Annotated in this window: 12 protein-coding genes; 9 read left to right on the top strand and 3 right to left on the bottom strand. The window is 58.6% G+C overall.

Features of this window, described 5'->3' with window-relative positions; translation table 11 throughout:
- Nucleotides 1-16 precede the first annotated feature (16 nt).
- The gene (locus AC1ME2_RS24620; RefSeq protein WP_480437586.1) at nt 17-1,948 is read right to left on the bottom strand and encodes an ATP-binding protein; all 1,932 of its coding nucleotides are present in this window, start codon (nt 1,946-1,948) and stop codon (nt 17-19) included.
- A gap of 260 nt (nt 1,949-2,208) precedes the next feature.
- Here AC1ME2_RS24620 and AC1ME2_RS24625 point away from each other — a divergent pair, with 260 nt between their 5' ends.
- The 9 genes from AC1ME2_RS24625 (at nt 2,209) to AC1ME2_RS24665 (ending at nt 10,083) form a co-directional block, all read left to right on the top strand.
- Nucleotides 2,209-3,231: an NAD(P)H-dependent glycerol-3-phosphate dehydrogenase gene (locus tag AC1ME2_RS24625; protein ID WP_480437588.1), complete on the top strand. Its 1,023-nt coding sequence runs from the start codon at nt 2,209-2,211 to the stop codon at nt 3,229-3,231.
- A 43-nt stretch (nt 3,232-3,274) separates the two neighbouring features.
- Entirely contained in the window at nt 3,275-3,619 is a 345-nt protein-coding gene (locus AC1ME2_RS24630) for a DUF4389 domain-containing protein (RefSeq protein ID WP_480437589.1), read from the top strand.
- Nucleotides 3,616-4,071, top strand: a complete 456-nt coding sequence (gene sixA, locus AC1ME2_RS24635; RefSeq protein ID WP_480437590.1) for a phosphohistidine phosphatase SixA — start codon at nt 3,616-3,618, stop codon at nt 4,069-4,071. The genes AC1ME2_RS24630 and sixA overlap by 4 nt, the downstream gene beginning before the upstream one ends.
- A 73-nt stretch (nt 4,072-4,144) precedes the next feature.
- Nucleotides 4,145-4,588: a hotdog fold thioesterase gene (locus AC1ME2_RS24640; RefSeq protein WP_480437591.1), complete on the top strand. Its 444-nt coding sequence runs from the start codon at nt 4,145-4,147 to the stop codon at nt 4,586-4,588.
- A gap of 116 nt (nt 4,589-4,704) precedes the next feature.
- Nucleotides 4,705-5,514 carry an alpha/beta fold hydrolase gene (locus AC1ME2_RS24645; protein ID WP_480442319.1) on the top strand — a complete coding sequence of 270 codons (810 nt, stop codon included), beginning with the start codon at nt 4,705-4,707 and terminating at the stop codon, nt 5,512-5,514.
- The gene (locus AC1ME2_RS24650) at nt 5,511-6,365 is read left to right on the top strand and encodes an alpha/beta hydrolase (RefSeq protein WP_480437594.1); all 855 of its coding nucleotides are present in this window, start codon (nt 5,511-5,513) and stop codon (nt 6,363-6,365) included. Before AC1ME2_RS24645 ends, AC1ME2_RS24650 begins: the two co-directional genes overlap by 4 nt.
- 127 nt (nt 6,366-6,492) lie before the next feature.
- The gene (locus tag AC1ME2_RS24655; RefSeq protein WP_480437596.1) at nt 6,493-7,311 is read left to right on the top strand and encodes a DUF4892 domain-containing protein; all 819 of its coding nucleotides are present in this window, start codon (nt 6,493-6,495) and stop codon (nt 7,309-7,311) included.
- Nucleotides 7,312-7,400: 89 nt separating this feature from the next.
- On the top strand, nt 7,401-8,462 hold the full coding sequence (locus tag AC1ME2_RS24660; RefSeq protein WP_480437598.1) for an AI-2E family transporter: 1,062 nt from the start codon (nt 7,401-7,403) through the stop codon (nt 8,460-8,462).
- Nucleotides 8,463-8,646: 184 nt separating this feature from the next.
- Nucleotides 8,647-10,083, top strand: a complete 1,437-nt coding sequence (locus AC1ME2_RS24665; protein WP_480437599.1) for a hypothetical protein — start codon at nt 8,647-8,649, stop codon at nt 10,081-10,083.
- Nucleotides 10,084-10,132: 49 nt separating this feature from the next.
- Here the strand turns inward: AC1ME2_RS24665 and AC1ME2_RS24670 are convergent, their stop codons facing one another.
- Both AC1ME2_RS24670 and AC1ME2_RS24675 read right to left on the bottom strand, forming a co-directional pair.
- Entirely contained in the window at nt 10,133-11,209 is a 1,077-nt protein-coding gene (locus tag AC1ME2_RS24670) for a fimbrial protein (RefSeq protein WP_480437601.1), read from the bottom strand.
- Between the two features lie 73 nt (nt 11,210-11,282).
- The gene (locus tag AC1ME2_RS24675; RefSeq protein ID WP_480437602.1) at nt 11,283-13,799 is read right to left on the bottom strand and encodes a fimbria/pilus outer membrane usher protein; all 2,517 of its coding nucleotides are present in this window, start codon (nt 13,797-13,799) and stop codon (nt 11,283-11,285) included.
- Nucleotides 13,800-13,806: the final 7 nt, after the last annotated feature.

The following is a 13,806-nucleotide window of genomic DNA, read 5'->3' on the forward strand; positions in this document are numbered from 1 at the left end:
CTAAGACTGCCGCAATTTAGCATTTATCGCCAGTCGCAGATGCTTGAAAGGGCAGCCAGCGTTGAAGAACTTGCTGTAAATCAGTACGTTTGAAGGGTTTGGCTAGGTAATCGCTCATTCCCGCCTGCAAACAGGCCTCACGATCACCATGCAAAGCGTTGGCGGTGAGGGCAATGATGGGCACCTGGATGCAGTCCGTCAGTTGACGAATCTGCCGCGTCGCTTCATAGCCATCGATCACCGGTAGGCGACAGTCCATGAGAATCGCCGCAAAATTTCCAGCCTGAGCCGCACTTATTGCCTGCGCGCCATCGCTGACAATGCTGACCTGAAAGCCCAGGCTGCGCAGCATGGCCTCGACCACGGTCTGATTGACCGGGTTGTCCTCGACCAGTAGCACATGCTGATTCTTGCCGTCGCTTTTGCCCGCAGAGAAGGCCGGTACCTGTTCAGGTGCTTTTTTTCTATGCAGCATCAGCGGGATCTCAAGGGTAAAAATTGATCCCATGCCTTCTTCGCTCCGGGCCCGAAGCGTTCCGCCCATGCGCTCGGCCAGGGTTCGGGCGATTGGCAAGCCCAGACCGGTACCTCCGTACCTCCGGGAGATCGAGCTGTCGGCCTGTTCAAAGGCATTGAACATCAACTCCAGGCGTTCGGCGGAGATACCGATGCCACTGTCGCACACCGTACAGGTGAACCAAATCGATTCATCATCCATGGGCTGCCACCGGATTTCGATCTGTACGCTGCCCCGTTCGGTGAACTTCAACGCATTGTCGATCAGATTGACCAGGATTTGCCGGATGCGGGTGGGATCGCCCGTCACTTCAAGAAGGTCCAGTCCCGGTGGGGTTTTCAGCTCCAGGGATATACCGCGTTGCTGGGCGCTGTGCTGGAACGCCTGGGCCGAGGTGCTGATCCGCTCAGCCAGATTGAAGGGTATATGTTCCAGCTCCAACGCTTCGCGCTCGATGCGCGAGAAGTCGAGAATGTCGTTGATCACTCGTAGCAGATGTTCGGTGGACTCGGTCGCCAGCGCAGAGTACTCAGCCTGCTCATCGGTCATTTTGGTGGTTTCCATCAACTGCAACATCCCCAGTACGCCATTCATGGGCGTGCGCAGTTCATGGCTCATCATCGCCAGAAAGTTGGATTTTGCGCTGTTGGCTCGCTCGGCTTCTTCTCGGGTCTGAATCAACTGGTTGATGGTTTGTTGCTGTTCGCGGCTGGCGTGTTTCAGTCCGTAGGCAAGATTGTTGATGTGTCGCGCCAGGTCGCCCAGTTCACCGTCGTCGGCCACAGGCAGGCGTGTGTTGTAGTGACCTTGCTGGATCGCCTTGACGGCTTCGCCCATGTCGCTGATCGGTTGCGACAGGCTCAGCGCCAGACGCCGGGCGAGGATATAGGTAAAAATCAGGGCAAACAGCGCCAAAACCCCGGCCTTGAGCAGAATTTCTTGCTGACGCTGACTGAACGCATCGTTGGACATACCGACAATTACCCGCCCCAGATAGCCCTCGGTTGATGGGGTTGTCGATCTCGCCGAGTCCTGCAGAAAGTCGCCGCTCAACGGGATGTTCTGCAACCGGATAGGTGCCTGGAAGGTCTCTATGTTGGTCGGTTTCGTGCCATTCTCGTCCGGTTGTTCGACGTATATCAGCACGTGATTGGCGTTGTCCTGCACCTCCAGAAAGCGCACGTGAGGCGTGGCTAGCGTGGCGTGCATCAGGCCTTCAAGAACGTTATCGTTGCCAACGATAACGCCATATTCCGAGGCGGGAGCCAGCTGGTTGGCGATCAATTGACCGGTATGGTTCAGTTCTTGACGCAAATCCTGGATCCGCACGAACGTGAAGAAACTGATCAGCAATAAGGTCAACAGCAGCGCGGGTCCCAGGCTGATGATTTGGGTGCGGGTATTGATACCCCAGCTTCGACGGAACGTCATACGATACTTGCTCCTTCCGTCAGTGGTGGATCGCACCACAGCTGGCCAGCGTGCGGTAGGTGGGTTTTATCGACGCGTTGGCCATCCTGAAACGCTATCAAAAGAGGTCGCCGAGCATGTTAACCGACGCCGCAGTAATTTCCATGGAACTTGTAGGGTATTGATCGGCCTGAATTGAGCCTTCGTCAAGACTGGTCGCGCAAGCGCGGCTCCGTATAATGCCGCCATCGCCAGATTAGATGGCTCTAGATGGATTGGTTATGACTCAACAGCAACCTATCGCGGTTCTTGGAGGCGGCAGCTTCGGTACTGCTGTGGCGAATCTGCTGGCAGAGAACGGTTATCCGGTCAGGCACTGGATGCGCGACCCGGTTCAGGCCGAGGCGATCCGTCTTAACCGCGAGAACCCACGGTACCTCAAAGGCATCAAGGTTCACCCGGCGGTGGAACCGGTCACAGACTTGCTGACCACGCTGAACAGCAGCGAGTTGATTTTCGTCGCCTTGCCGTCCAGCGCCCTGCGTTCGGTGCTGGCGCCCCATGCCGAGCGCTTGACCGGCAAGATGTTGGTGAGCCTGACCAAAGGCATCGAGGCGCACACCTTCAAGCTGATGAGCGAAATCCTCGAAGAAATCGCCCCGCATGCGCGCATCGGTGTGTTGTCCGGACCCAACCTTGCCCGAGAAATCGCCGAACACGCGTTGACCGCCACGGTAGTGGCCAGCGCAGATGAAGACCTCTGCCAGCAGGTGCAGGCCGTGCTCCACGGTCGGACCTTTCGCGTGTACGCCAGCGCTGATCGGTTTGGTGTCGAACTCGGCGGTGCGCTGAAAAACGTGTACGCGATTATCGCGGGCATGGCGGTCGCGCTAGGCATGGGCGAAAACACCAAGAGCATGCTGATCACCCGTGCCCTGGCCGAGATGACCCGGTTTGCCGTTAGCCAGGGCGCCAATCCAATGACCTTTCTCGGCCTGGCCGGGGTCGGAGATTTGATTGTGACCTGCTCATCGCCCAAGAGCCGCAACTATCAAGTGGGTTTCGCCCTCGGTCAGGGTTTGAGTCTTGAAGAGGCTGTCACCCGTTTGGGCGAGGTGGCGGAAGGGGTGAACACCCTGAAGGTGCTCAAGGCCAAATCGGAGGAAATGCAGGTATACATGCCGCTGGTCGCGGGCCTGCATGCGATTCTTTTCGAGGGTCGTACGCTCAATCAAGTCATCGAAGTGCTCATGCGTGCCGAGCCGAAAACCGATGTCGACTTTATTTCCACCAGCGGCTTTTAACTGAGCCCCTGTTAACTGAAGCCATTAGAAATAGGTGAAGGTCGTGAACGAATCCAAATTCAAGCAGCATGAATCAATCCTGCTGCGTATTCTGTGGATGCTGCTTTTTGTGTTGATCTGGCAATTGGCAGAAGTCGTCCTGGGGTGCGTGGTGCTGGTGCAGTTGGGCTACCGCCTGGTCTACGGCGCCCCGAGCGGCAGCATGATGAACTTTGGCGACAGCTTGAGCCAATACCTTGCGCAGATCGGTCGCTTTGGCACTTTCCACAGCGACCAGAAGCCTTGGCCTTTCGCTGACTGGCCGACGCCGCGGGCGCCTGAAGGCGAGGCCGCGCATCGCGTTGACCCTGCACCGCATCCCGTTCGTGATGAGGAGCCCAAGCTATGAAGTTGTGGATTTTGCGCCATGGCGAAGCCCACTCTCAGGCGCGCAGCGATGCTGAGCGTCAACTGACGACCCGTGGGCGCGACGAAGTACTCAAGAGTGCCGCGCATCTGCTGGGCAAGCCACTGCACCTGATCATCGCCAGTCCCTATGTGCGTGCGCAGCAGACGGCTGAGCTGGTCCACCAAGTGCTAGGGCTCAATGAGCCGATCATGACCGTCCCCTGGTTGACCCCGGACAGCGACCCGCAGCAGGTCCTGAGCCAATTGGATCGGTACTCGATGGACGATGTGCTGCTGGTCAGCCATCAACCTCTGGTCGGCGCGCTGGTAGGGCTGCTGGTAGAGGGGCATTACCGTGAGGCCCAGCCCATGAATACCGCTAGCCTGGCAGAGCTCGAAGGCGACTTTCCGCTGGCGGGGTTGATGGAACTGTGCAGCGTTCGGCATCCCTAGTCAGGCTGTGTAGACGCTGATTTTTTGTACCGAACCGAGTTCGCCAGGCGAACCTCATTTTTAAGGATTGAACATGAGCTTGTGGCTTAACCCCCCTGATATTGACCAACTCAATGCTTCGCAGAAAAACACGATTGGTGAGCTGCTGGACATTCGTTTCGAAGCCTTCGACGAGAACTCCATTACCGCGAGCATGGCCGTCGACCACCGTACTCATCAGCCCTTTGGCCTGTTGCACGGTGGCGCGTCGGTGGTGTTGGCAGAAACCGTAGGTTCCATGGCCAGCTACCTGTGCATCGACCCAGGCAAATTCTTTTGCGTGGGCCTGGAGGTCAACGCCAACCACCTGCGCGGCTTGCGCAGTGGTCGCGTCACAGCCGTCGCGCACCCGGTGCATATCGGCCGTACCACGCATGTCTGGGACATCCGCCTGACCAGCGATGAAGGCAAGGCCAGTTGTATTTCGCGTCTGACCATGGCGGTTGTGCCACTGGGTGAACAGCCACCGGTGCGTTGATCGCAAGCGGATCATTATTCTGGCTCAAGTGTCATCATTCCTGGCAGTTACAGTCATTGCCGGGTGGCTGGCGGATGCGCACAATCGCCATTGGCTTTTGTTTTGGACGCATTCGCATGACGCAACAGGTGTTTTTCGCTCACGCCAATGGCTTTCCGTCAGCTACGTACGGCAAATTGTTCGACGCATTGGCGCCGGAGTATGCCGTCGCACATCTGCAGCAGCACGCCCACGATCCACGCTTTCCGGTGGATGACAACTGGCTGAATCTGGTCGACGAACTGATTTATCACCTGCGTCAGCAACCTGAACCTGTCTGGGGTGTCGGGCATTCGCTGGGAGGCGTGTTGCATTTGCACGCAGCGCTGCGTTGTCCTGAACTGTATCGCGGTTTGGTGATGCTCGATTCTCCGGTGCTGACGCTTGTTGATCAGTGGATGATTCGTGCCGCTAAACGCTTTGGCTTCATTGATCGCATCACCCCGGCCGGTCGCACCCTGGGACGCCGGGAAGCGTTCGCTGATCTGGACGCTGCCCGCACGTATTTTGCGGGTAAGACCTTATTTCGCGGCTTCGATCCCGACTGCTTCGAGGCCTACCTGCAACATGGTTTGCAACAGGATGGCGAGCAGTTGCGCTTGCGTTTCGACCCCTCCACCGAAATCAGCATTTACCGCAGCGTACCGCACACCAGCCCGGGTCGGACGCAGCAATTGAAAGTGCCGCTGGCGGTGGTGCGAGGGCAACGCAGTCGTGTGGTTATGCGTCACCATGCCTATTCGGTAAAACGTATGCCGCAGGGAGAATATCTGTCCATGCCGGGAGGGCATATGTTCCCGCTCGAACGTCCACAAGACACTGCCGCTCTGCTAAAGACCTTATTCGCTCGCTGGGATGCGCGTTGCGCCGAGCAGGCGTGCGCATGAGCATGCCTGTCGAAGAAGTCCGCCTGAGCCTGCCGCATATCGAATTGGCCGCGCACCTGTTCGGGCCTGAAGATGGCCAGCCGGTGATCGCCCTGCATGGTTGGCTGGACAACGCCAACAGCTTCGCCCGTCTGGCGCCGCAGCTCAAAGGCTTGCGCATTGTCGCCCTGGATCTGGCCGGGCACGGTCACTCTGATCACCGCCCGGTGGGGGCTGGTTATGCCCTGTGGGATTACGTGCATGATGTGCTCCAGGTCGCCGAGCAACTGGGCTGGCAGCGCTTTTCCCTGCTTGGGCATTCATTGGGTGCGATCATCTCGGTGGTGTTGGCCGGCGCGTTGCCTGAGCGTGTCACCCGTTTGGCGCTGATCGACGGTGTCATCCCGCCCACGGGCGAAGCCAGTACTGCGGCCGAGCGGCTGGGCATCGCCTTGCACGCGCAACTGAACCTGTCGAATAAACGCAAACCGGTCTATAGCGATCTGGACCGGGCCGTCGAGGCCCGTATGAAAGGTGTGGTTGCAGTCAGTCGTGAAGCGGCCGAGTTGCTGGCCCAGCGGGGTTTGATGCCGGTACCGGGTGGTTACACCTGGCGCAGTGATAGCCGGCTGACGCTGGCATCGCCGATGCGCCTGACCCACGAACAGGCCATGGCGTTTGTCAAACGAGTGAGTTGCCCGACCCAGTTGGTGGTGGCTGGGGAGGGTATGTTGGCCCAGCACCCCGAGCTGCTTTCGCAGTTGCCTTTCCAGGTCACGACCTTGCCCGGCGGCCATCATTTGCATTTGAATGACGAGGAGGGCGCACGCGCTGTCGCAGACTGTTTCAATCGCTTTTATGCCGTTCCTTGACTTGCAGCAGGCAACTGCCGAGGCTTGGCGGATTGAAATGGGAGACAACGTTGATGGACCTATCTATCGGCAGTACCTGCAAGACGATTAACGCCGCCCTTACCCTGGCGATCCGATGAGAGCACGAATGCGTTTATTCAGTGTTCTTGGCGTGTCGATCTGCAGTTCGCTTCTCGGCGCCATGGCCTACGCCGCCGATGTCCCCGACAGCCGCGATCTGGACATGGTGCCGCGTCTTCTTGATGCCGAAATCGTCGACTACCGGCCGGTCACGCAACTGGAGCGAATCTACCCGCTGGGGTCGATCCGTAAAATCAGCGGCCAGTTACGTTTTGACGGCCAGGTCAGCGCGCGGGGCAATGTCACCTCTGTGACCTATCAATTGCCCGCTGAACACACCTCTGACGAAGCGTTCACCGCCGCCCGCGAAGCCCTGCAGAAGCAGGGCGCCGAGCTGTTGTTCTGGTGTCAGGCTCGCGATTGTGGTGAAAGCAGCCTGTGGGCCAATGAAGTGTTCGGCAATTCCAAATTGTATGGCGCCGATGAGCAACAGGCCTATTTGCTGTTGCGTCTGGCCGCGCCGAAAAACGATACGTTGGTGGCGCTGTACAGCATCACTCGCGGTAATCGTCGAGCGTACCTGCATGTCGAGCAGTTCGACGCCGCGGCACCGTTGGGCGACCTATTGCCGACGTCGGCAACCCTGTTGCGTCAACTCAAAAGTACGGGTGTTCTGGATTTTCCGAAGCTTATCGGTGAACCGCAGGATGTCTGGACGACCCTGCTCTCGCGTGGGCTCAATCTGGACAGCACCTTGCGCGTTACCGTGTCCGGGGTGGATGCCGAGGCCTGGCGCCAGGCATTGATCGCTAAGGGTGTACGCGCGGCGCGGATCGAGGCTGGCAGCGGTAGCAAACCGGGGTTGGCCGTCGAGCTTATTCGCTAAGACCCTGCTCTGGCCGGGCGAACACAGACGCGGTCGGTGTTCGCCGTTATGCTCACACCCTGAGTTCTTCTTTTTTACGAGATAAACGCATGCCCAATAATGATCGCCTGTTGGTGCAGATCCTGCTCCTGGCGTTGCTCGGCGCCTGTTTTTGGGTGATGGCACCGTTCTGGTCGGCGCTGGTCTGGGGGGCGGTGCTGGCCTTCGCCAGTTGGCCACTGATGCGTCTGCTGACGCGCTGGCTCGGCGGGCGCGCAACCCTGGCGGCCGGCTTACTGACCTTGATCTGGATGCTGCTGGTAGCGGCGCCATTGGTGTGGCTGGGCTTCAACCTGGCAGATCATATTCGTGATGCGGCAATTTTCATCAAGGACGTGCAGGTCGATGGTTTACCCGCGCCGCCTGAATGGTTGACGAGTTTGCCAATTGTGGGTGATCGACTGGTCGGTTACTGGCACACCATAGACGAGCAAGGCGCGGCAGCGATGGCCGCCGTCAAGCCGTACCTGGGTCAGGTCGGTAACTGGTTGTTGGCACGCAGCGCGCAGATCGGTGGTGGGATTCTCGACCTGACCTTGAGTCTGGTGTTCGTGTTCTTCTTCTATCGTGATGGCCCGAGGCTGGCGGCATTCGTCTTGAGCCTGCTGGAACGCTTGATCGGCGAGCGTGCCAGTTACTATCTGGACCTGGTGGCGGGTACCGTGCAACGGGTGGTCAACGGCGTGATCGGCACCGCAGCAGCGCAGGCCGTTTTGGCGCTGATCGGCTTTCTGATCGCAGGTATTCCGGGTGCGCTGGTGTTGGGCGTCGTTACGTTTCTGCTCAGCCTGGTGCCCATGGGCCCGCCGCTGGTGTGGATTCCCGCCACCGCCTGGCTGGCCTGGAAGGGCGAATACGGCCTGGCGATTTTCCTCGGCATCTGGGGCACTTTTATCATCAGTGGCGTCGACAACGTGCTCAAACCCTACCTGATCAGCCGTGGCGGAAACTTGCCATTAGTCATCGTTCTACTGGGGGTGTTTGGCGGTCTGCTGGGGTTTGGCTTAATCGGCTTGTTCATTGGCCCGACGTTGCTCGCAGTGGCCTACAGCTTGCTGATTGACTGGACCTCCCCGAAAATCAAACCCCCTGACGCTCCAGGCAACCCCTGAATCAAGCGTCCAGCCGCCGCCTGTCGAGTTGTCTCAAAACGGTATGAAGTGTCCAGTTTTTAAGGGGGTACCTGTCATTTGTGACAGTATCCGGACGTTGATAGTTAGCGTTAAATACCTTCCAGGCAGACACAGGAAGGACACTTCCCTCTTCCTGCTATCACTGTTTGTTCAGGGAGAACCTATGATGCCAAGCACCAAAAAAACCGGGCCTGACGCAAACCCTTTGCCTCCCATCGTCGCAAGCCTGTTGCCCGACGACGTCCGATGGGATGAAACGGGGCTGTTGCCCGCCGCCCTTGTATCCTTGCCTCTGCCGATTGAAATTCCAGCGTGGACACATAACTGGATTCCAGGTTCGTCCTCATCCATACGGGTGTATTGGGGCACCGTGCTCGTACACGAAAAAGAATGGTTCGATGAACGCATCCCGCCGGCTGACCTGTTTTTTGACATGCCCCAACAACACCTCACTCCGGGCCTTCATGAACTCTGGTATGAGTTGACGTTAAGCAACGGTGATATACAGGACTCGGATCGGTTGACCGTCACCATTGATCTCACGCCTCCGGTGTTGGGCGCCAATCAGGGGCAGCTGACTTTCGACACGGCGACGGTCACGGAGCAATACCTGAAAGATAACGGTGATGAGTTGGTGGGTCGGGTGCCGCCTTATGGGTTTGGCAAGGCGGGCGACGTTATCACCTGGTATTGGAATACGGATCCGTTTGCAGTGGTGAACGCAGATATTGTCTCGTCAAAAACCCTCTACCGGGAGGATGTCGGTCAGCCGTTGTTCGTGCCGTTTTCGGGTGACATGATTCGTATGCGAGGCGACGGTGATCGTTACGCGTTTTACCAATTAGCCGACCGGGCAGGGAATAAAACGACGTACTCATTGCGGGTCAGGTTGGCGACTCAAGCTCAGCCGGTGTCACGTTTTTTACCCAGTCCCAGGGTCGCGGAGGCCTCGGGTTCGTCTACGCAGAGCGTTTTGCTGGCCTACGATGCAAGAGCTGGGGCGACGGTGGTCATCCCTGACGACGCGGTGTTCAAACCGGGCGATGTGACTACGGTACAGTGGGCAGTTCCTGGCAGCGAGGGCGCGTACCTGGCGACAACACCACAATCCGGGGGGCTCAGGTTCAGTATTCCCAATACCCATATCGCCCAGCACATGGGCAAGGACATTAAGGTGTACTACCAGGTTACCGGTGCGGAGCCGGCACAGTCCGAAAACCACACCCTGACAGTCAGGCCCTTGGAGGCTGGGCGGTTCAGGACCATTCAATGTACTCAGCCTGAGGGGGTCGTGAATCGTTTGAGCCTGAGCAGTATTGTGGGCCAGGCGACCTTCAGGCTGGATCGTTGGATATTCATGGGCCCGGGTCAGTTGGTTACGGTTACGTTAACCGGGGGAGGACCGGATCAGGTCATACTGGATACCTATACGGTGGTTGCGGCTGACCTGACGACGGGATGGGTCGAGGCCAATGCACGGAAGGCTGTTCTGGAGCTGTTCCGGGTCAATGGGCCACTGACAGTGGAGGTGAATGTGAGTTTTGATGGAGGAACGAGTCGTTTTGATTTTCCATCACTGTACCTGACCCTGGTGGCGTGAAACCGGCCTCGTGGAGGCCATGCCCCTGATCGCAGGGGCTGAGTCCGATTTACTGAAAGCTAATGGTGAAACTCAAGGAACCTTTAGCGTCACCAGCGACGATATCGTGAGTGTCGCCCGTCTGATAGAAGCGTGCGCTTAGGTCCAGCACGGTGTTGCCGGGAGAAATAGGCATCAAGGGAAACTCGCGTCCCAAAGGGACAGACGTTATACCGTCGCTGCGTAATAGTTGAATGCCTATGCCTTTGGCAGTGGAGTCAGACGTTAGCGTGAAACCGCCTTCTACCCCGGCGATTGGCGTTGAGCCGTTGACGCCATCGAGGCGGATGTAGGCCCAGGCGATATTGATGTCTCCGGGATCAACTTCACAGCTACCGAGGACAATATTGAAGTTGACTGGCGAGGTGCTATAGCCGGGGCCGGTAAAGGCCGAGGTACTCCACTCCCCCAGCTTGACCGGGTCATCGCTGACAGTTGAGACGTCGCACTGGGCTTGAATGACAGTCCCTGTCAGTTGGAAATCAAACGCCTTGGTAATCATCGAAAAGCGGCTGTCGAACAATGTTCGGTCGACTGTCTGCGGACCCGGAGCGATGGGCCCGGTTTTAACCAGCGTTACATTGCCCTCAAGAACGGTGATTCGCAGCGGGACGGGTGTTGCTGCGGTTAGCCGGGCATTAAAGGGGACCGTGGGTGGCGTCAGGGGCACGAATGAGTCGCCAGCAACGCCGTCGAACGGGTGCCTTAGCTTGATCCGGGCGCCGATGCCTGGAATGCCTGTCTCGAATACCTTCCCCGTGACGTCCTCGCCGTCAACGGGTGGCAGCGAACCTTGGAAAATCGGCGCCACCGCTCGGGCATTGAACGTCAGGACCGAGCCTGCGTCATTGTCGCAATACACATATCGGCCCTCGGAAGTGACGGTAGAAAAAGGCCGGTCGAGCTGGCCTATGACGCTCCCTACCGCCGCGTCTCTAGGGACATAGACGGCGCCAACGTTGAGGTGGAAAGTAATAGGCCCGGGAGTGGGTCTGATCCAGCATTCACTCACCGCCAGGGCAAGGTCGGTTTGAAAACTGGCAGCCAGTGCCAGAAGTCCCGAGCACCGTTTTAATGAAAAATTCATGTGATGTGTCCTGAATGACAAGGGCGTGCGGGAGGCTTCATCGTCCCCTGAAAGAGTGGCTGTCGGGCGATGCTCAGCGGCACGTCAATGTCTGCAGTCGGTAACCCTGTGCCTGTTCCATAGTGTCGGGATTGATGGGTAGCTGGCAGTGATGCTCGGCCTGTTCGCCCCAACGTACATCCAGGGTCTGAGGTCCCGCATGGGTGGAGAGCATGACGCGCCCGGCCTGACCCACGACGCCGATAACGGTGCCTTCGGCATCGCTGACCTGAGCACCGAACGGCAGTGGCAGACCCTTGGCTGTGTGCCCGGTGATCACCAGCCGACTGACCGAGCGGGCGGCGAAGGTGGTCTTGACCACGGCGCCGCGCCTCGGCACCACCTGAGCTGAGCCGTTGTCGATTTCCACTTCGGGGCCAAGCTGATCGGTTTGCAGCACCACATGATTAACGCGATAGGGACGCAGGTAGGGCACCAGTGCATACCCGCGGTCATTGGTGCGAACGCCCGTGGCGTTCAATACGCCGACCCCGCTAATGCCTGGCACTTCCACCAGCGCGGTGGTATCGCTCAGATACGGCCCCAGCTCGATGCCGCCGGCGTGGAGCAGCACCGCGCCACTGGCATTGAGCGAAACGTTGCGGTAATCACTGCCTTGGGTCAGCCCGGCGCCGACGCTGGCGAAGGGCGCCTGATAGCCAAGCGATAGCGATGCGGACTGTTGCTGGCTGTCACTGTTGGCCAGTGCGGCGCTGTAGCTCAGTCGATTCTGATCGGTGCTGCCGCTCAGGCGGGCATTCTGACTATAGCGGCCGCCGCTTTCCCTGAAGTCCAGAGTCGCGGAGTTCGAATGGCCGAAATCCAGCGGGAAGGACACGCTAAGCCCCATCTGTCGATCACTGTCGAGCCGGTCGTCATTCAGGGATTGAGAGGCGTACAGGTTGTAGCCCACCCCTTTGTACTGGGTGTTGAAGTTGAGCTGGAATTGGCGTTGCTGGTAGTCACTGTTCCAGTAGTCTTCCTGTGACAGTGTCAGGTTAACCGAGCTTGCGTTGCCTAGATTTTGATGCACCGCAGCCTCCAGGCGACTGCGTCGACTGCCGTGGTATTTCGAGTCGCGGCTGCGCTCTCGCACGGCCTCATCAAAATCACGATAGCCTTCGGTGGAGTAGCGATAGCCTGCGAAACGTAAGCTCGTATTCGTCTGAAACGACTTACCGTATTTAACGGCATAGCTCATCCCGTCGACGCTCTGGGTATCGGTGCTATTGATCTCGGCACTGGAGCGGGTGATATCGAAGGCGATGGCGCCGATCGCGCCCAGGTCCCGGGCGATACCCAGGTTGCCCGCACGGTAGTAGTCACTGACCATCAGCCCGCCGTACAGGGTTGAGTCCCAGACAGTGCCCATGGCCAAGGTCCCTTGCCAGAGCAACGGGTCATCCAGATGACTGGCGGCGTTGTAACGCCCCAGGGAAGCGCTGTAACGCCATACACCTTCACGCAGCAAGTTGCTCAGCGTGGCGTAGGGCTGGGTAAAACGCCGGACCTGGCCGTCGGCTTCGGTCAGGACAATTTCCAGCTCGCCGCTGCCGCCAGCGGTACTGAGGTCATCGATCTCGTAGGGCCCGGGGCTGACGTAGGTGGAATAAATCGGATAGCCGTTCTGTAGCACCTCAAGCTTGGCGCGGGTTTGCGCCACGCCGCGAATGATCGGTGCATAACCCTGTAGGGCGTCGGGCAACATGCCCAGGTCCGTGGCGATGACCATGCCCTTGATCGGCAGACTCCGGAACACGTCTCCAGAGGTAAAGGCTTCGCCCAAGGTCAGGTTTGCCCGGGTACCGGGCAGGTCGCGTTGAACATAGGTATAAGCACGGGCCCATTCGCGTTTGCCTTCCGGGTTTTGGCGCAGGGACTGGTTGCTGCGCCAGCGCCAGGCGCCGAGATTGACGCCACTGTTCAGGTACAGGTCATCGCTGGTGTTGGCGCCGCTGTAGCGACTCGTGCCTTGTTGTGCCGACAACTGGTAGTTAATGAACGCTGCATTGATACCCGCGTCCCAACGCGCAGGGTCGACGTAACCGACGACGTCACGACGCATGGCAATCTGCGGAATCGACAGTGCGAGCGAAAGCCTACTGGTATCGAAATCGATTTCAGCGCTCGGAATCAGCGTGGGCAGATCGACACACGCGGCCTGTAGACCCTCGGGGTTGGCGACGCTGTCGAGGCGTACGCCGATGTGTTCCAGCAGTTCGCGTGACAAGCACGGTAACAATTGTTCGCCATCAGGGCTGAGGTTGAAGTCTATTTCTCTCTGATCGAAAAAGCTCAGGTTGACCAGGATCTCCACCCGGTAGCGACCGGCTACAAGGTTAAGGTTCTTGGCCAGGGTACTGAGGGCGAGCGCGCCAGCGTTGGCGTCCTGGACACCGTCCTGACGCATGAATCCGGATTGGAACTCAATCGATTGCGTTGCCAGCACGGTGGGGGCCTTTAACAGGACAACACCGCTGCTGCCGATCACAAACAAATGAGCCAGGCGCAGGCGACCAGGCAGACGCCATCGTCTGGGTGAAGAAGTCATGGGTATA

It is taken from the genome of Pseudomonas sp. ASL9, from assembly GCF_056680335.1.